Origin of the sequence: Actinopolymorpha sp. B11F2 (genome assembly GCF_040195635.1) — a bacterium.
Classification (GTDB): Bacteria; Actinomycetota; Actinomycetes; order Propionibacteriales; family Actinopolymorphaceae; genus Thermasporomyces.
The window spans coordinates 302,300-319,969 of record NZ_JBEFTX010000006.1; the positions used below are offsets into that span (position 1 = coordinate 302,300).

At 66.8% G+C, this 17,670-nt stretch carries 17 protein-coding genes, 1 tRNA gene and 2 pseudogenes; 10 read left to right on the top strand and 10 right to left on the bottom strand.

Features of this window, described 5'->3' with window-relative positions; all coding sequences use genetic code 11:
- Positions 1 to 58: 58 nt before the first annotated feature.
- A complete protein-coding gene (locus tag ABN034_RS14210) occupies positions 59 to 724 on the bottom strand; it encodes an alpha-ketoglutarate-dependent dioxygenase AlkB family protein (RefSeq protein WP_349691458.1) in 666 nt (221 codons plus the stop codon).
- Positions 725 to 844: 120 nt separating this feature from the next.
- On the opposite strand from ABN034_RS14210, the gene ABN034_RS14215 reads away from it, so the two are divergent.
- From ABN034_RS14215 to ABN034_RS14225, 3 genes are all read left to right on the top strand, one after another.
- The gene (locus ABN034_RS14215) at positions 845 to 1,624 is read left to right on the top strand and encodes a phytanoyl-CoA dioxygenase family protein (RefSeq protein WP_349691459.1); all 780 of its coding nucleotides are present in this window, start codon (positions 845 to 847) and stop codon (positions 1,622 to 1,624) included.
- A gap of 35 nt (positions 1,625 to 1,659) precedes the next feature.
- A complete protein-coding gene (locus tag ABN034_RS14220; RefSeq protein WP_349691460.1) occupies positions 1,660 to 2,583 on the top strand; it encodes a D-isomer specific 2-hydroxyacid dehydrogenase family protein in 924 nt (307 codons plus the stop codon).
- Between the two features lie 72 nt (positions 2,584 to 2,655).
- Positions 2,656 to 2,728, top strand: a tRNA-Arg gene (locus ABN034_RS14225).
- A gap of 28 nt (positions 2,729 to 2,756) precedes the next feature.
- Here ABN034_RS14225 and ABN034_RS14230 read toward each other — a convergent pair.
- From ABN034_RS14230 to ABN034_RS14255, 7 genes and pseudogenes are all read right to left on the bottom strand, one after another.
- Positions 2,757 to 3,389: a site-specific integrase gene (locus ABN034_RS14230; protein ID WP_349691515.1), complete on the bottom strand. Its 633-nt coding sequence runs from the start codon at positions 3,387 to 3,389 to the stop codon at positions 2,757 to 2,759.
- A 9-nt stretch (positions 3,390 to 3,398) separates the two neighbouring features.
- On the bottom strand, positions 3,399 to 3,710 hold the full coding sequence (locus tag ABN034_RS14235; protein ID WP_349691517.1) for a site-specific integrase: 312 nt from the start codon (positions 3,708 to 3,710) through the stop codon (positions 3,399 to 3,401).
- Between the two features lie 42 nt (positions 3,711 to 3,752).
- Positions 3,753 to 3,905, bottom strand: a pseudogene (locus tag ABN034_RS34400) (hypothetical protein); the annotation flags it as partial.
- Positions 3,902 to 4,024: pseudogene (locus ABN034_RS34405) on the bottom strand (helix-turn-helix transcriptional regulator); the annotation flags it as partial. The pseudogenes ABN034_RS34400 and ABN034_RS34405, both read right to left, overlap by 4 nt.
- A gap of 76 nt (positions 4,025 to 4,100) precedes the next feature.
- Positions 4,101 to 4,997, bottom strand: a complete 897-nt coding sequence (locus tag ABN034_RS14245; protein ID WP_349691462.1) for a replication initiator — start codon at positions 4,995 to 4,997, stop codon at positions 4,101 to 4,103.
- 159 nt (positions 4,998 to 5,156) lie between these two features.
- Positions 5,157 to 5,603, bottom strand: a complete 447-nt coding sequence (locus ABN034_RS14250; RefSeq protein ID WP_349691463.1) for a hemerythrin domain-containing protein — start codon at positions 5,601 to 5,603, stop codon at positions 5,157 to 5,159.
- Positions 5,604 to 5,614: 11 nt separating this feature from the next.
- Positions 5,615 to 6,409 (bottom strand): DUF2249 domain-containing protein, encoded by a 795-nt coding sequence (locus tag ABN034_RS14255; protein ID WP_349691464.1) that lies wholly within the window; start codon positions 6,407 to 6,409, stop codon positions 5,615 to 5,617.
- A 95-nt stretch (positions 6,410 to 6,504) separates the two neighbouring features.
- Between ABN034_RS14255 and ABN034_RS14260 the strand changes: the two genes are divergently transcribed.
- The 4 genes from ABN034_RS14260 to ABN034_RS14275 all read left to right on the top strand — a co-directional run bounded on the left by ABN034_RS14260 (position 6,505) and on the right by ABN034_RS14275 (position 12,392).
- Positions 6,505 to 7,209 carry a helix-turn-helix transcriptional regulator gene (locus tag ABN034_RS14260; protein ID WP_349691465.1) on the top strand — a complete coding sequence of 235 codons (705 nt, stop codon included), beginning with the start codon at positions 6,505 to 6,507 and terminating at the stop codon, positions 7,207 to 7,209.
- On the top strand, positions 7,206 to 8,330 hold the full coding sequence (locus tag ABN034_RS14265; RefSeq protein WP_349691466.1) for a DUF8744 domain-containing protein: 1,125 nt from the start codon (positions 7,206 to 7,208) through the stop codon (positions 8,328 to 8,330). The genes ABN034_RS14260 and ABN034_RS14265 overlap by 4 nt, the downstream gene beginning before the upstream one ends.
- The gene (locus tag ABN034_RS14270) at positions 8,327 to 10,984 is read left to right on the top strand and encodes a multicopper oxidase domain-containing protein (protein WP_349691467.1); all 2,658 of its coding nucleotides are present in this window, start codon (positions 8,327 to 8,329) and stop codon (positions 10,982 to 10,984) included. The genes ABN034_RS14265 and ABN034_RS14270 overlap by 4 nt, the downstream gene beginning before the upstream one ends.
- A gap of 697 nt (positions 10,985 to 11,681) precedes the next feature.
- Positions 11,682 to 12,392 (top strand): hemerythrin domain-containing protein, encoded by a 711-nt coding sequence (locus ABN034_RS14275; protein ID WP_349691468.1) that lies wholly within the window; start codon positions 11,682 to 11,684, stop codon positions 12,390 to 12,392.
- Positions 12,393 to 12,465: 73 nt separating this feature from the next.
- On the opposite strand, the gene ABN034_RS14280 is transcribed toward ABN034_RS14275, so the two are convergent.
- Entirely contained in the window at positions 12,466 to 13,335 is an 870-nt protein-coding gene (locus ABN034_RS14280; protein WP_349691469.1) for a GAF domain-containing protein, read from the bottom strand.
- 194 nt (positions 13,336 to 13,529) lie between these two features.
- A complete protein-coding gene (locus tag ABN034_RS14285; RefSeq protein WP_349691470.1) occupies positions 13,530 to 14,135 on the bottom strand; it encodes a TetR/AcrR family transcriptional regulator in 606 nt (201 codons plus the stop codon).
- 204 nt (positions 14,136 to 14,339) lie between these two features.
- On the opposite strand from ABN034_RS14285, the gene ABN034_RS14290 reads away from it, so the two are divergent.
- The 3 genes from ABN034_RS14290 (at position 14,340) to ABN034_RS14300 (ending at position 17,638) form a co-directional block, all read left to right on the top strand.
- A complete protein-coding gene (locus ABN034_RS14290; RefSeq protein ID WP_349691471.1) occupies positions 14,340 to 16,841 on the top strand; it encodes an MMPL family transporter in 2,502 nt (833 codons plus the stop codon).
- A 180-nt stretch (positions 16,842 to 17,021) separates the two neighbouring features.
- On the top strand, positions 17,022 to 17,285 hold the full coding sequence (locus tag ABN034_RS14295; protein ID WP_349691472.1) for a metal-sensitive transcriptional regulator: 264 nt from the start codon (positions 17,022 to 17,024) through the stop codon (positions 17,283 to 17,285).
- Positions 17,286 to 17,380: 95 nt separating this feature from the next.
- Positions 17,381 to 17,638: a rhodanese-like domain-containing protein gene (locus ABN034_RS14300; protein WP_349691473.1), complete on the top strand. Its 258-nt coding sequence runs from the start codon at positions 17,381 to 17,383 to the stop codon at positions 17,636 to 17,638.
- The last annotated feature ends 32 nt before the right edge of the window (positions 17,639 to 17,670 follow it).

Here is a 17,670-nt window from a genome sequence, read left to right on the forward strand (position 1 = left end):
GCATCGTCGCTGGCGCGGCTCTCGGCCCGCGCGCCTGCGTTCGTTCGGCGTGGGGGCATCAGCGCAGACCCGACTCGCGGATGGTGATGTTCAACCGGCCGTGGCCCAGCCCGATCTCCGCATCCGCGACGTCGGGTGGCTGCGGATTGACCAGTCCTCTGGGTACGCCGTGGAACGCCAACCGCGACGGGCCGCCGAAGACGAACAGGTCGCCGGACCGGAGTTCGACGTCGGTCCACGGCCGGTTGCGGTTGCGCGTGTTGCCGAACCTGAAGATGCACGCGTCACCGAGGCTCAGCGACACCACCGGAGCCAAGCTGCGCTCGTCGCGATCCTGGTGAAGGCCCATCCGGGCGTTGTCGTCGTAGAAGTTGATCAGCGCGATGTCGGGTTGGTAGGCCTCCGCGACCGCAGGATCGTCGTACGCCTCCCCGACCGCGCGTCGAGCCAGCTCCCCCAACCAGTCCGGGAACTCCCGTACCGGGCTGCCGTCGTCGACGGTGCGGGAGTAACGGTAAGGGACCCAGTGCCAGCCGAGGCAGACCGTGCGTACGGACATCACGCCCCCGCTGGGCAGGCGCGTCGCCCGCATGCCGGCCGGACCGGTGGCCCACTCCCGGCACGCCTGCACGAGTTGCCGCTGGGTGTCCAGGTCGAGCCAGTCAGGGACGTGGACGGCACCCGGGGCGATCTCTGCCCGGGATCGCGGGAGCAGCGCGGACATGGCCTTAGCTTGCCCAGATCTGGCGTTCTGTGCATAGGGCTCGTCGCGTCCTGCATGGCCCGCGGGCCCTTCCCTGGCGATACTTTCGGCGAGGAAGGTGTGTGGAAGGAGCGAACGCCCATGGACATCACCGCCGCCCTACGCGAGCTCGGCGTAGCAGAGGACACGCTCTCGGCCGAGGAGAAGGCAGATCTTGACCGCAACGGATTCCTGCCCCTGTACGGGATTCTGACGCAAGGCGAGGTCGACAAGTTCAATGCGCGGCTGGCCGAACTCACTGCCGCCGAGGGCGCCGAAGCAGGTCTGGAGGTACACCAGGAGGAAGGCACGGACAGGTTGGCCGATCTGGTCAACAAGGACCCGATGTTCGAGGTGTGCCTCTCCCATCCTCGCGTGCTCGCAGCGATCCATCACGTCCTGGGTACGTTCAAGATGTTCTCCCTCAACAGCAGGGCGGCGCTGCCTGGTCAGGGACTTCAGGGCCTGCACACCGACTACGGCGAGCCGGTCCAGCCGGGCGACTACCGCGTGTGCAACTCGATCTGGCTGCTCGACGACTTCACCGCCGAGAACGGCGCCACGCGGGTCGTGCCCGGATCGCACCTGGGCGGCGTACTCCCCGGCCAGGCGATGGCCGATCCCGCGGACGACCACCCCGACCAGGTGCAGCTTCTCGCACCCGCCGGTACCGTCGTCGTCTTCAACAGTCACCTGTGGCATGGCGGCACCCTCAACAGCTCCGACCGGCCGCGGCGGGCCATGCACTCGGCGTTCTGCCGGCGGGATATCCCCCAACAGCTGGACCAGAAGGCCTATCTGCGGCGTTCGACGTTCGACCGGTTGAACTCCGCGCAGCACTATCTGCTGGACGTGACCGAGGTCGACATCAAGTACCCGTGAGCGGCCGCCCGGAGCTGGGCCGAGATAATGGTCAGATGACTGACGGAGCGCGCACTCGGAAGATCTACGTCGGCCCCCGAGCGACGCCGGAGCTGATCGAGGCGGTCAAGAACGCCGGCGGCGAACCCACCGAGACGAGTACCGCCGCTGAGGCGATCGTCTGGTGGGGTGGCTCGCCGGCCGAGTTTGCCGAGGTCGACCACGAGGGCATCCGGTGGGTGCAGCTCCCATCGGCGGGGGTCGAGTCGTGGTTCGCCGCCGACATCTTTCGTACGGGCAAGATCTACTCGAGCGCGGTTGGCAGCTACGCCGAGACCGTCGCCGAACAAGCACTGGCGCTCATGCTCGCCGGCGTACGGCAGTTGCACACCTTGGCGCGTGCACAGACCTGGACGCGGCCCAACGTCGGGACGCTCTTCGACAAGACCGTCGGCATCGTCGGGTGCGGCGGGATCGGGCGGGCGCTGATTCCGTTGCTCGCGCCGTTCCGGGCGAGGGTGCTGGCGATCACCCGATCGGGAACGCCCGTACCAGGCGCGTCGTCGACCGTCACGCCGGCAGGGCTGGACGGCGTACTCTCCGCGTCGGACGTCGTAGTGATCGGCGCGCCTGCCACCGCTGAGACCCAGGCGCTGATCGGGGAACGGGAGCTGGCGCTCATGCAGCCCCACGCGTGGCTCGTCAACATCGCGCGCGGATCATTGATCGACACCGACGCCGTCGTGAAGGCGCTGGCGGCCGGGACGATCGGCGGCGTCGGGCTCGATGTGACCGACCCCGAACCCCTACCCGACGGCCATCCATTGTGGAGCGAGCCGCGGGCGCTGATCAGCCCGCACTCGGCCAACCCTTCGCATCTGCTGATGCCTCGCCTGGCCGAACGGGTGGGCGAGAACGTACGTCGGTACATCGCAGGTGAGGAGCTCGTCGGCGTGATCGAGGTCGAGCGCGGCTACTGAGCGTCGGCACGTAGGCGTGCCCGACACCCGACCGGGGCTGGGTCATCGATACGCTGGGCCAGCGCCGAGCCAGCCCTCGTAGCTCAGGGGATAGAGCAACGGTTTCCTAAACCGTGTGTCGCAGGTTCGAATCCTGCCGGGGGCGCTTGCATTTCCGCAGGTCAGAGGCATGATCAACGATCTTCCTCCGATCCGTTGGGCTCCGAATCGGCAATCTGGCCACGTTCTGGCCACACTCCCGACTCGCTCGCAACCTCGTTGAGACGGGCCGCCCAGGTATCCATCTCATCGGGGTACAGGTGGCCGTAGAGGTCCATCGTCATCACCACCGATGCGTGCCCAAGGATCCGCTGCACCACCTTCGGCGGCGTGCACGCCGAGATGTACAGCGACGCGGCCGTGTGCCGAAGGCCATGGATGGTGAACCCTTCGAGCGCTGCCGCTCTGACCGCAGGTGTCCATACACGCTGCCGGAAGTTGCCCGCCCGAAGTGGCCCGCCTTCCGGTGCCGTGAACACCAGCGCGTCGCGATCGAGGTCGGCGACCAGGGCGTGAAGCTCGTCGCAAAGTGCCTCAGGTAACGGCACCGTCCGGGACTGGTGGGTCTTCGGCTTGCCTTCGACCAACTGACCGCCGATGTCGACGAATGCTCGCCGTTCCTTCAGCCGCCGACGAGCGAGGTCTACATCCCGCACCCGCAGCGCGACAGCCTCACCCCACCGCAGACCGGTGTACGCCAACGTCCGGATGAAGGTGCCGTAGCGGCCAGCCTCAGCGGCGAGCTTGGCAACCTCGGCATGGCTCAGGAATCGCCGCTACCATGCCGATACCAGCTTCGGCAGCTTGATCCCGGTCACCGGGTTTGCCTGCAGACGTCCCGTTCGGATCCCGTGCTGGCATACCGACGAGAAGACGTACACCGTCTGCCGGACCTGCGACGCCGCAAGTCCCGAGCCGGCAAGCTCCGTGATCCACTCCTGAAGCATGGCCGAGACCTTGCCCATCGGGACGTGCTTCCAACGAGGCAGGATCCGTAGATCCAGCAGATGGCGGGACGACGAGCGGGTCCGGGGTTTCAGGTGCAGGGTGCTTTCGAACCACTCCTGAGCGGCCTTGCCGAACTCCACTCGAAGAGCGGCAGGATCGACCCGATCCCCACGTGAGATCCGGACCTTCTGATCGGCCGGCCAGCGTTGGGCGTCGAGCTTTCGGCGGAAGGTCTTGTTACGCTCCCTGCCGTCCGGGCCCCGGTATCTGGCTCGGTAGCGGTCGCCACGTTTCTCGACACTCCTGCGGCAGTCGCCTTCTGCTGTTCGACCCAGGCGCGGACGTCGGCGGGGTCATAGCGCAGGTGCTTGCCGACCCTCGCGGCCCTTGGGCCGGTGCCGAGGTAGCGCCATCGGTACAGGGTGTCGATGGGTACGCCGAGGTAGTGACACACCTCCTCGGGCGTCCAAAGTCATTCCGGCTTCATGTTTCTGTTTCTCCTTCTGTGGTTGGCGGTTGACACGTACGTCTCAACCAGTGGTGGCGATCCCCAGGCGTGCGATGTAGCGGTGTTCGCGGGCGAGTGCGGCGGCGGTGTTGGCCAGGAGTGCGTCGCCGGTGGTGTGCCAGCCGGTGCCGGCGTAGACGAGTTCGGCGATGGTCTCGAGGTGTTCGTTTTCCTTGAGGTGCTCTTGCCGTTCGTGGTGGGCGCGTCGGTAGGCGACGCGGGCTTTGCGGAGGTGGCGGAAGGTGGTGGAGTAGCGCCGGGATTTGGTGAAGAAGTGCCCGCCGAAGCCGAGCATGTGTGCCCACCGTCGTAGCCGGTGGTAGCCGGAGTCCTCCCACTCCGAAGCGGTCGACGAGCTGGTTCCCGTGGTGGTCGGTGAGGACCAGGCCGTGAGTCTGAAACGTCGTGTGTTCGACGGCTTTGCGGAGGATCCAGACCAGCAGGAACGAGTTGGCCCACGCAGGCGGTCGGATGATCTCTTCTGGGTCGTGGGGTTGATGCCGTCGAAGCGGGCGAGGATGTGGAAGTGGACCAGGCCGCGTCGCTGGAACTCTGCACATTTGCCGAACGAGATCCGCACCGGTGTCTTGCCCCAGCGGAGCCGACCCGTCGCCGCGTTGCGGGTGCGGGTGACGTGGCCGTGGTCGCGGGCGTACCGGTCGAGGAGGCGTTTGGCGGTCATCTGAGTCCGTCGCCACAGTTCGGATGCCTGGGTGTTCCAGACGGCGTGCTGGTTGTAGTCGTAGCAGTCACCGCAGAGGGGTGCCGAGGCGGTGGTCGCCGTCGGTGTGGATGCGCATGCACCGCAGGTCGATCCCGTGGGGGCACAGGTCGGGGGTCTTGCAGGCGCGCCAGGGTGCGGGTCGGCCGGCGCAGCTGGGCGTGAAGAAAGGGCCGCCAGATGACTGACGACCCTCACAGCGTCGGCACCGTTCCACTCACAGACCCGGCGGTGGCCGGGGCGGGCCGGAGGCTTTAGCCACCTCGCTTGGCCCGAAACCCGAAGGCCGGGGGCCTACGGTGGCGGCAACGGTCGGGCAGCAGGCTGCTCACCGCTGCCCGCGCTTGCTGCGCCTGGTCAGTTGTCCCTCTCGTGCGCGCGGGTGACGGTATCCCAGCCGGACGCACCCAAGGACACCACGGCGACTGGAAAGATGCCGAGGTTTTCCTTGTCGATGTGGTCGGACAGTTCGTTCAGCAGATGGTTGACCACTGCGTCGAAGTCAGCCGCCGAGGGGTCCAATGCGGCCAGTGACTGGTCGAAGCTGGCGTGCTCCTGCTCGAGTTCCCTCACGGCCTCCGCGAACTCGCCCTGGTCCTTCAGCGCGGTGAACACGCCGCGTTCCTCGCGGCGCACGTGAATCTCCAGCATCCGGCTGAATTCCCTGAGCGTCTCGACAGCGGCGTCATAGTCGGTCATGATCAGCGACCGCCGGATGTCACCGGACAGCTCGAGCAACCCGAGGTGCTCGTCCATCAGTTCAGCGATCGGTTCGATCTGCCGACAGCCGCAGTACTCACACATGGCCGTGGTGGTCAGGCACGGACCAACTCCAGCCGCCAGTTTTTCGGGCCTCGTTCCAGGTAATTGACATTGAATGCGCCGGGGGTGCGCTCCTCCACTTGGGCGAGCAACCGCACCGGGTCGTGCGGTACGACCAGGACCAGTCCACCGCCAGCCGGCAGAGCGTCGAGGGCGCCGAAGATCGTGGCGTGCCGGATCGCGTGGGGGATGGCCCGGGCATCGAGTTCCGGGTATCCAGGGGGATCGACCTCGCCGCAGGAGCAGTCGCGGCGACCGGTCTGCAGATGACTGCGTTCCGACGCGCCCTGATGGTCGGCCGCATCGCCGAGCAGCTCGTGCAGCCCTGCGAGGATCCCGGCGACAGACACCTCAGGCGAAGCCGTCAGCAGCGGGAGTAGCTGATCGTTCTCCTTCGCAAGGTGGCTTTCGAAGAGGACCTGCAACGCACGGGCCGTAGCGGCTGCCCGCACCGGTTCGGCAGTGGACGAGAGCTCACGGACCAAGCCGATGATCACCCGATGCTCGGCCAGCATTCCGTCCACAAGCAGCCGCCCCTCGAGTGTCGCGTGCGCGGCCGGATACATCGTCTCTTCCTCGGCCAGCGCGTGTGGCGCCAGCTCCGCCTCACACCAGGCCACCAGATCCCGGCGGGCGACCTCTGCCGACTCCGCGACTCCCCGGGAAGCAGCGCCGATCAGCCTCTCCGTCCGCATCGCCAGGGCTCCGGCCATCTCGGCGTGGTGCTGTTCAACCGCGTCCGCAGCTCGGGCGTCTTCCTGGCTCGAGGCGATGACGACGTCGTTCATCTCTGCTCCTCCGGCTCGCTGGGGTCGCACAGGTGCCCCGTCCGACCGCCGGGCCCGCCTTGGCACGGCACCTGTATTTTATTACACTCCGGTCCGTGAAAAATAACCGGCGCCCAAGGTCGCCGCACGCAGTTCCCGGCTATGGCCCACTGCCGGGCGGCAGCCCCCGCGCGCCCCTGTCCAAGTCTCGGTCAGCACTGCTCGAGATGCTCCGGGCACAGACGGAACCGACCACGCTCGCGGCGCTCGTCACCAGCTCCGGGCTGCACGCCAACACGGTCCGCGAACACCTCGACGCGCTGGTACGCGAGGGCCTCGCCCACCGCCAGCCCGAGGCGCCGGCCGGCCGCGGACGGCCCGCCTGGCTGTACGAAGCCACCGGAAGGGACGCGGCCTCTGCCACCGAGTACGCCGGCCTCGCCTCGGCGTTGGCAGCAGCAATCCACCGGACCAGCGCGTCTCCGATCGACGACGCGGTTACCGCCGGAAGGGAGTGGGGCCACGAGCTCGCGCGCGAACGCGGCGCCAGGCAGGCCCCGAGTGCGGTCGCGGCCCGACGCGAGGTGGTCGCCCTGCTCGACGAAGTAGGGTTCGCACCGCAGGCCGACGCCCGCAGCTCGGTGGTCCGGCTCACCCGCTGCCCACTGCTAGAGGCCGCCCACAAGTACCCCGATGTCGTCTGCGGTGTACACCTCGGCCTCGCCCAGGGCGCACTGGAGGAGTACGGCGCGGACCCCGACGACACCGAGCTGCTTCCGTTCGCGGAGCCCGGCGCCTGCCGGTTGCGCCTGTCCCGATGAGCACGATCATCCACCCTCGGAGGCCAAGCAGTCTCCGCAGCGTCCGCGTGCCGCTCGTGTCCCGCCTGGCGTTGCTGGCTCCCGCCGGGGTTGCCCTGCTCGCCGGTCTCGATGCCGCCCTGATGCTGCTCGGCTTTCCCGCGCCGGTGCGGGGCGACCGGCTGCCCGAGGTGCACGGAGTGCTCATGGTTCTCGGCTTCGTGGGCATCCTGATCGCCGTGGAACGGGCGGTCGCCCTTCGTCAGCCACTTGGCTTCGCCGCGCCCGGCCTGCTGGGCCTGGGCGCCCTGGTCCTGCTCTTGCCCGCTCCGCTGGCGGTTGGCCAATGCCTCTTGGTGGCCGGCACTGCCGCGCTGGTCGGCCTGTACCTGCCGCTGTGGCGTCGGCAGCGCGACGAGGCAGTCCTGGTCCAGGCCCTCGGGGCCGTGCTTGCCCTGGGCGCAGGGGTGCTTTGGCTGGGCGGAGCCACTATCCCTCCGCTGACGCCGTGGTTGGTCGGGTTCGTCGTGCTGACCATCGCCGGTGAGCGGCTCGAGCTGGCCCGGATCGTGATGGGCCCGTCGGCCGGCAGCATGCTGGTGCTCCTCGCTTCCGGGCTGATGGCCGGGGTCGTGGCCGCTCTGCTGTGGCCCCGGCCGGGCACGGCGCTGCTCGGGGCCGCACTGCTCATCATGACCGGATGGCTCGCCTCCAACGACGTCGCCCGGCGCACGATCCACACCTCGGGGCTGACCCGTTACATGGCCGGCTGCATGCTCGCGGCGTACTGCTGGCTGGGTGTGGCCGGCGCCGTCTGGCTGCTCGGTGGCCCTGCGCTGGACGGCGTGAGATACGACGCCGTGCTGCACGCGGTGTTCCTTGGGTTCGCGCTGTCGATGATCATGGCGCACGCCCCGGTAATCCTCCCGGCGGTGCTGCGCCGACCACTGCCCTACCACCCAGCTCTCATCGCGCCGGCCGCACTGTTGCACGTCTCCCTGGCGTTGCGGCTCTGGGTGGGCGACACCCTCGGCAGTCACGGTGCCTGGGTCACCGGTGGCGTCCTCAACATCGTGGCGGTGTTGTCGTTCCTCACCGTCGGTGTCGTGTCGATGGTCCGCGGAAATCGGAGGCGGTCGTGAGCACGTCGGGCAACCGTGGCTTCTGGCCACTGCGCGACCTACCCGTGCTGGTCTGGTTGGCTGCCACTGTCGTGGTGGCGTTCGTGCACCCGTTCGTGCCGGCGCCGCGCTGGCTGATGATCCATCTCCTCATGCTGGGCGCGGTCACTCACGCCATCCTGGTCTGGAGCAGGTACTTCACCGACGCGCTCCTGCACTCCGCGGACGACGACCGCCGCGGACAGAATCGCCGGCTCCTGCTGCTCAACGGCGGTGTGATCATCGTGGTGACCGGTGTGCTCTCAGGCGCTTGGCCGGCCACCCTGCTCGGGGCGACCACCGTCGGCTGCGCCGTCCTCTGGCACGGTTGGACGATTGTTCGCCAGCTGCGTGCCGCGCTGCCGGCCCGGTTCGGTTCCTCGGCGCGGTACTACGTGGCGACGGCCTGCTTCCTGCCGGTCGGTGCCGGCCTGGGCACCGAGCTCGCGCGCGGCCTCGCCGACCCGTGGCAGACTCGGCTGCTCGTCGCACACGCGGCCGTGAACCTGCTCGGCTGGGTCGGCCTCACGGTCGTGGGCACGCTCGTGACGCTGTGGCCGACCATGTTGCGCACGAGGATCGCCGATGGCGCTGAGACGGCCGCCGCTCGGGCGCTCCCGGTCCTGGTCTGCTCGGTGCTCGTCGCCGCGGGAGGTGCGTCCGCCGGTCTGCGTCCGCTCGCGGCGCTCGGCATCGCCGGATACGTCGCTGGGCTGTTCCTCACCGCGCCGGCGTTCGTCGACGCCATGCGCCGTAAACCGCCGGCCGATTTCGCTGCCTGGTCGGTCCTGGCCGGGCTGACCTGGCTGGTGGGCACCCTGGTCACGCTCGGGGCCGCGATCGGCACCGCCTCCTCGTGGCTGCGTGTCGAGGAGGTGTTCGGCTGGCTGACGCCGTTCCTGGCCGCGGGTTTCGGTGCCCAGGTGCTGCTCGGCGCATTGTCCTACCTGGTTCCGGTGGCGCTCGGCGGAGGTCCGACGCCGGTCCGGGCGGCGAACGCCGTCGTGGACCGAGGCGCACCCATGCGCCTTGTGGTCACCAACACCGGCCTGCTGCTCTGCGCACTGCCGGTGCCGAGCACCGTCCGCGTGCTCGCCTCGATCCTCGTCCTACTCTCGCTCGCCTCCACGCTGCCGCTGCTGCTCCTGGCTGTGCGCGCCTCGCGCCGCGCGAAAGCGGACGTGTCCGCTTCGGGACGGGACCGCACCCGGGGGTCGCGCGCTCGTCCGGCCGGCCAGGTGGCTGGCTTCGCTGCGACTGGACTCGCCGGTGTGGCGTTGGTGGTGGCCGCGGCTGTCGCGGTCGACCCGGCTGCCGTCGGCGCCAACGCGCAGGTATCTGCTGCCGCCGATGTCGCCGCCACCGGCGAGACCACAACCGTGGCGGTCGAGGCGCGCGACATGCGGTTTACCCCGGCCACCCTCTCGGTTCCGGCTGGCAATCGTCTGGTGGTCGTGCTGACCAACGCCGACGACGAGGACGTCCACGACCTTGTCCTCGACTCCGGTGCAGACAGCGGCAGGCTGGCGCCCGGCGAGACCGCCCGCGTCGACGTCGGAGTGGTCAGTCGCGACCTCGAGGGCTGGTGCTCGGTCGTCGGCCACAAGCAGATGGGCATGGTGCTCAGCGTCGACGTCACAGGTTCGGCTCCCTCCACGGAGCCGGAGACATCGGCGGGTCACGGCGCCCACCAGCACGGGCCCGGCGGAAACACCGGCGAAGAGACGCCTGAGGAGGCCGAGGACGCCGAGCCCGGTCCGGCCACGGACTCCCTGGACCTGAGGGCCGAACCGTCGCCCGGCTGGGCAGCCCGCGACGCGGCGCTGCCGCCGCTATCCGAGAGCCGGCTGCACCGGCGTACGTTCGTGGTTCGCGACGTCGAGCGCGAGGTCGCCGTGGGCGTCACGCAGCGGCTGTGGACCTACGACGGCACAGCCCCGGGTCCGGTCCTGCACGGCCGGGTCGGGGATCGGTTCGAGATCACCTTGGTGAACCGCGGTTCGGTCGGACACTCGATCGACTTCCACGCGGGGGCACTCGCCCCGCAGCGTCCGATGCGGACTATCACACCCGGTGAGTCTCTGACCTACCGCTTCCGGGCCACCCGCGCGGGGGTCTGGATGTACCACTGCTCCACCATGCCCATGTCAGCCCACGTCGCCAACGGCCTCTTCGGCGCGGTCGTGATCGAGCCACCGGACCTGCCGCGCGCCGACCGCAGCTATCTGCTGGTGCAGTCCGAGCTCTACCTCGGCGACCAAGGCGGGGAGGTCGACGCCACCAAGCTGGCCGCGGAGCGGCCGGACCTGGTCGTCTTCAACGGCTTCGCCAACCAGTACGACCACGCCCCACTGACCGCGCGTGTCGGGGAACGGGTCCGCGTATGGATCCTCGACGCCGGACCCAACCGGCCGACCTCGTTCCACGTGGTCGGCGGCCAGTTCGACACCGCATACGCCGAAGGTGCCCATCTGCTGCGGCGCGGATCGGGCGGTGCCCAGAGCCTGGGACTGCAGGCAGCACAGGGCGGGTTCGTCGAGCTCACCTTCCCGGAGCCCGGCGACTATCCGTTCATTTCGCACCTGATGATCGATGCCGAACGCGGCGCACACGGGGTGTTCCGGGTCGTCCCCTGAGTCTCGCCTCTCTGACGGTCGCCGGCAGCTTGCGCCAGCGAAGAAAATCCGATCGCCTCGTGCGAGAGCCGCATGGACTCAGCATCGGGGAAGTGGATCCCGAGTCGGTTGGGGATCTGCTCAGGACTCCACGACGTTGCCCAGCGTCGGTCTTACCGAACGTCCATGATGCCGACCGATCCAACAGACAGCCGGTCCAGGGATAGGCGTCTGTTCGAGTGCCTGATCGTTCCTCCAATCCGATCCTGCACCCGCGCACAGAAGGACCGGCGCAGCAAACGCCGGCAGCTGGCATGGCCGGATCTCTCCCCACGTGAAACGTGGACCCTGCAACCACAGCTTGATCACGTAATCAGGATCGATCCAAGTTTCTTGACAGTCCCCAGATACAACGGCATCGTGCGGGCGCCGTACGTAAGTCTCGGCCGCTTCAGGGCTCTGGGCCCTCCACTGGCGTACGGCCGGACTCTAGCGTGATTCGTGAGTTCCACGGAGGGGAGCTGACATGGTTTCTCAGGAGGATCTCCGCGCCCCGGAGTTTCGGCAACCGGTGCCCGTTGGGCGTTCGCTCACGACCGATGAGCTACGCGGTCACCTGGCCACCCTGCGGAACAACCTGTGTGAGGAGCTTACGTACATCGCAGGAATAATCCTCAACACTGGGATACTTCCGCAAGTTCCATCGAAGATACAGGACTTGACCGGCCTTCGGGTTGACGAGCTAGAGGCTCTGGAGACCAGAACTTGTCATAAACGTGGAGGCGGGGCTGAGGGACGAGAGCGTGCGGCGGTAGAGGATCTTCTCGACCAGGTACGCACGATCGAGTGGTTGCTGAGGTTGCATCTGGCAGCCATGCGGGAGGTGACGGAAGGGTCTCCGCGGCTGCGGCCGGTCGAGGCTGAGGGGTCCTTGCGCGCGTTTCTGGAGTTGCACGATGTCGTGGTGTTGGAGATGCGTCGGCATCTGTCAGAGTTGCGAGAAGCTCCAACAATGGACAATGCCCGGCGCTTTGCGGAGTTCTGGCATCGGGTCATCGTTCCGCACGCGCAGGCAGAAGATCGGGTGCTCTGGCCGCTCGCTAGGTCACTTGGTCTCGGTGGGCTGAGTAGCTCTGTAGATTCGCTGGAGGCCGAGCACCACGAAATCGACGAGCTCGTGGACGCCTACACGATGGCCGTTGACCGCCTGGAGCAGAAAGATGCCACGCCTGCGGATGTGGTTGGTGCGGCACAGGCCGTGCGCGGGACCGTCGAGCTGCACTTCGGCAAGGAGGAGGAGTCGGTTCTCCGGCCGATGCAGCGGGGCGTGACCGATGAACAATTCTGGCCGGTTGTCGCCGAACAGGACAGGACCATCGGCCCGTGGCTACGTGCTCATGGTTGGCAGGCAACGACCGCCGGGCGTTGAGCCACCGCTACTCGGGACAGACCGCTGGTTACCGTCCAACGCGTTTCCATCTATGTGGGATTTGTGACATACCTTAAGCGTTGGTTCGGTCCAGGTTGAGGATGGCGGCGACGACATCCCGGTTTACTTCATCCAATTCGTCAATGGCATCCTCAACTCGACGTCGCACTTCCGGACGATCGCGCAATCCAACCGCACCGTGGAGCAGTGTGCCGATGCCGAACAGCCGGTGAATCGCTACAGTGCATAGGTCCTGGGCGATGCGGTCACGCTCGTTGAGGACGGCCATTCGGGTCGATTCCTGCACTGCCTGAAACAGCCGGAGAGCGCTGGCTGCCTCAGTAGCGAATATCTCCAGGCGCCGAACCTCGCGGACAGCACGAGCCTCGTGAGGTGACCCACGCTGCCACGCCACAAAGATCACGCCGAGAATTTCCTCATGAGTACGAAGGGGTGCCGCCATGGCTAGCCCGAGTCTCGCAAACGCCTTCGACCACTCGGGGAAAAGCCGGTAGGCCTCATCAACCGGAGGACGGCTAGCGACGGCGCTCCGTCCTGACTCGACTACATCCGCAGCGGTCGCCACCTGGCGAAGTGGTATCCGTGTCCCGACGATGTGCTCGAGCCCGAGGCCGCTCACAGATTCGACGACGAAACCGTCTGGATCGGCCTGATCAATCAGCGCGATTCCGGCGAAATCGGCCCCGGAAACCTTACGCAAGCTCCGCGTCACCGCGTTGAACGCCTGGCCAGCCTGGAGTTTGGCGACGGGCAGGTGGGCAACCTCTGCCGATGCTTGGCGCCATTGCCCTGTGCGGCGCTCACGCTCGAGCCATCCACGGTGTTCGCCGACATTTTCATCCGATTCTGCGGGTGGGAGAAAAACTGGCTCACGTTTTCCGGAAAGGAGGTTGAAGGCTGTCGCAAATGAGGGGGAGACCATCGTCGTGTCCTTTGCGCCCAATACGTCAAGGTTCTAGCAACCACATATTCAGCCCGGCCGGCAAGCATGACCGATCTGAGGATATCTAGCGCACCCAATCGTCGCATGACACAGGGCAGTCAGGCCGTGAGACGAGACTCGCCGCGGAGGACGTGTGGCTGATCCGCCCGAACTCAGATGTTCGACGCTACTGCCTACCTTGGGTCCCTCGCACCCTCGATAGCCAGGTCGACAAGGAGACCGACATGTGCGGCGACGTCGTGCACACGATCTTCTGCCCAGTCGCGGATCGCCGCTTCGAATGCCCGGCCGATGTGAGCGGTGATGAGCTCCGGGGGTACGTCGGCCCGTACGGCGCCGGCGGCCACTCCTTCACCCACCATGCGTTCCACGGCCTCCAGGACAGGTGGACGCGCACCCTCACCTACCAGCGCCGCGTGGCGGATCGGCAGAGTGTAGACAAACCTTGCAAGCTCCTCATTCGCGACCATCTGGGTGGCGGTGTCGATAAGGAGGCTGCGGATACGGGGAAGGGTTTCGGCAGCCGATCCTGAGGGTGGGCTGGCTGGCTCCCGCCCAAGCAGTCGTGCGAACAACTCGGCGAGGATCTCCTCGCGTTCGGAGAAGTGCTTGTAGAAGGTCGCGCGCGAAATGCCTGCAGCCTTGGCGATATCCTCCACTCTCACGCCGACGTAACCGCGCTCCACGAACAGCCGAAGGGCTGTGTCCAGAAGCTTGTCGCGGGCACGTCCGCGCAACGCGGCTCCGCTACGGCCGAAGCCCGGAGACCGCACGGCCATATGACTGCCTCCAAGTGAGCACTCGACATGGGTCTTGACACCCGACTGACAGCAATCTACGCGAGTTGGAACAGGGTGGCCAGACGAGGGCGAACGCAGAGGTGACACGTGTCTAGTCATTCGTATAGCATCGCGTCTTGACCGTCGTCCAACGTCGCGGCTAGATCAGCCAGTGCACGGGGCGATCTTCAGGGAGGTAGAGCGTTGCTTGCTGCTCTCGGCCGCTTCTCGTACCGTCACCGCTGGCTGGTGCTGATCACCTGGTCCCTACTCCTCCTCGGCGCCGTAGCGGCCAGAACCGAGTACGGCGGACAGTTCGCCAACGATCTCACCCTCTCCGACACCGACTCCCAGGCCGCGTACGACACGCTGCGTGAACGGTTCCCAGACATGTCGGGCGACGGGATGCAGGTGGTCATCCACAGCGACGATGGCGTGACCTCTCCTGAGGTGAGGCAGCCGGTCCAGGCGGCCATCACCAAGGTGCGTGCAGACCGCGACGTCGCGGCCGTGCAGTCTCCATACGGACCTGGGCCGAGGCTGGTCTCGACCGACAGCCGCACAGCCATCGCCACCGTGCAGTTCACCGAACGAGCGAAGGACATTCCCGAGGGTGCCGTCGAGCAGGTGAAGGAGTCATTCGACTCCATCAAGGCCGCAGGTGTGCAGGTGGACTACGGCGGTCCGGCGGTGCAGACCGAGACCGGACCGTCCGGCAACGAGGTCTACGGCCTGATCGCGGCGGTCATCGTCTTGCTGATCGCCTTCGGCTCGTTGTTCGCTATGGCGGTACCCATCATCACCGCCTTGGCGGCACTGGGCGTCGGCCTGGCGACGATTGAGGTGCTGACGAACTGGGTGACGATCGGAACATCCGGGCCTGTGGTCGCTGCCATGATCGGGCTTGGAGTGGGCATCGACTACGCGTTACTGGTGGTGACCCGCCACCGCGAAGGGCTTTCGCTCGGCCAGGATCCGGCCGAGTCGATCGAGACGGCGATGGCCACCGCCGGCCGCGCCGTCATCGTCGCAGGTGTGACGGTCATCGTCGCCATTCTCAGCCTGTACCTGATCGGAGTCCCGTTCGTCTCCGCCCTCGGCCTCGCCAGCGCCATCACGGTCGCGACCACGCTCCTCGCAGCGGTGACCCTGCTGCCCGCCCTGCTTGGAGTCTTCGGCCGGCACCTTGACCGGCTAAGAGTTCGGCGGATCGGGACCACCCACACCAGCGACCGCCAGGGGTGGCGGCTGTGGGCCCGCGGTGTCCAACGATGGCGATGGCTTGCCGCCTTGGCCTCAATCGCGGTGATGGTACTTCTAGCTCTGCCACTGACATCGTTGCGTCTCGGCACCGCGGATGGCGGCTCGCAGCCGACCGACACCACCCAACGGCGGGCGTATGACATCGTGGCCGAGCAGTTCGGCCCCGGCTGGACCGGTCCGCTAGTGGTCACAGCCGAGTACCAGTCGGGCATGCCTTCCACCGAGACCGCCCGCGCAGCCGGGCAACTACGCCAGATGCTCGCCTCCGCAGAAGGAGTCACGCAGGTCTCACCACCACGCATCGATCCGGTTGGCGACACCGCAATGCTGACCGTCGTCCCCGTCGGCTCGCCCGACGACGAGTCCACCGAACGACTCGTGCACCGCCTACGTGACGACGTGCTGCCAAAAGCCGAGGGTCAGCCTCGTACGCACGTCGGCGGTGCGACAGCGACAAGCATCGATCTTGCCGACAAGCTGGACGGGCGAATGGGCTGGTTCATGCTTCTCGTCGTCGGTCTGGCGTTCGTCGTTCTCCTGGTGGAGTTCAAGGCACTGCTCGTACCGCTCATGGCGGTCGTCATGAATCTTCTCGCAGTCGGCGCGGCGTACGGGCCGATCGTCGCGGTCTTCCAGTGGGGCTGGTGGCCCGCAGACCTGATCGGTGCAGAACCCGGACCTGTGGAGTCGTTCGCCCCGGTGATGCTCTTCGCCGTGCTGTTCGGACTCTCCACCGACTACGCGGTGTTCCTGCTCAGCCGGGTGCACGAGGAGTATCGCAAGACCGGCGACGCGCGCAGAGCGATCGTCGATGGCATCGGTGCCACCGCACGCGTCATCTTGGCCGCGGCCTCGGTGATGGTCGTCGTCTTCGCAAGTTTCGTCCTCAACGACCAGCGTGTCGTCAACCTATTCGGTTTCGGCCTAGCCACGGCCATCGGCGTGTACGCACTCATCGCCATGCTCGTCTTGAGCCCCGCGCTGCTCGCGATACTCGGCCGGGCCGCCTGGTGGTTCCCACGCCGAAGCCGAACTGCAGCAGGCACCAGACGGCGTCCGCAGCCTGCACCTGACGTGACAGAAGCGGCCGACCAACCACGGCATTCGTCGGCGGCCACCGTCGACCGCCATTCGCGGATCGTCATCACGGTCACGACTCCTCCAGGCTCTCCACACCACTTCCAGAACGACGTGGAGCCGCATGCGCAACACCGGATAGTAGATGGAGCTGAGGACGGCCGTCACACGTTCGAACTCAGCCTCGCTCCCCCAACGCACGTCACCGCCCTTCACGTGACATACAAGCAGGAGCACAGGGCGGCGCCGGACCAAGCTCTCCACGCCGCCGAAGCACCTACACCGAAGCGGACGTTCATCGTAGGGATCACTTATGCCACTACGATGCCGGCTTCGACAGACGGCCCAACGAGGCGTTCCTCATGATCCGGCTCCCGAAGGTGCAGGGCCCGCCTTACCGGACCAACAAGGCCTTGATCGAGTATCCGACCGGGCTAACGCTGCCATCCCAGATGTGAGCAGGACCGCATCGCGTGAAAGCTCGATGGTGGGAATGAGGTTGCTACTCTTGTGGTTCTACCCCCGGGGGTACCTAAGGAGTGGAACATGGAAATGGATCCGAACCGGCTCGAAGACGTCATCGCACGCCTGAAGCGCGTGCAGGGCCAGATCGGTGGGATCGTCCGCATGATCGAGGAAGGCCGCGACTGCTCAGACGTCGTGACCCAGCTCGCGGCGGCGGCCAGAGCCCTTGACCGGGCGGGATTCAAGATCATCGCTACCGGCTTGCGGCAGTGCGTGATCGAGAGCGACGGACCTCGCCGAGTGGACGAGGACGAGCTGGAACGGCTCTTCCTCTCCCTTGCCTGACTGCTGGGTCGTGCTGCGCAGACCCGCTATTGAGAGCCGACCACACCGAGGGGAGGAGCATGGATCCACGTACCGCGTTCGCACAGCGAGCTGACGTGCAGTTCCTTGACGTACGCGAAGAGGACGAATGGCGCATCGGACACATCGAGGGCGCCGTGCATATCCCGATGGAGGCTGTCCCCGACCATCTCGACCGACTTGAACGCGACCGTCCGGTGGTTGTGGTGTGTACGAGCGGCCGCCGCAGCAGCCTGGTGGCCGCCTACCTGAGTTGCGTGGGGTTCAACGTGCACAACATGAACGGTGGACTGGAAGCCTGGGCGGCGGAAGGACTGCCTCTCGTAAAAGCGTAGGTGTCACATTTTTTTGCTCGTAACATACCCTA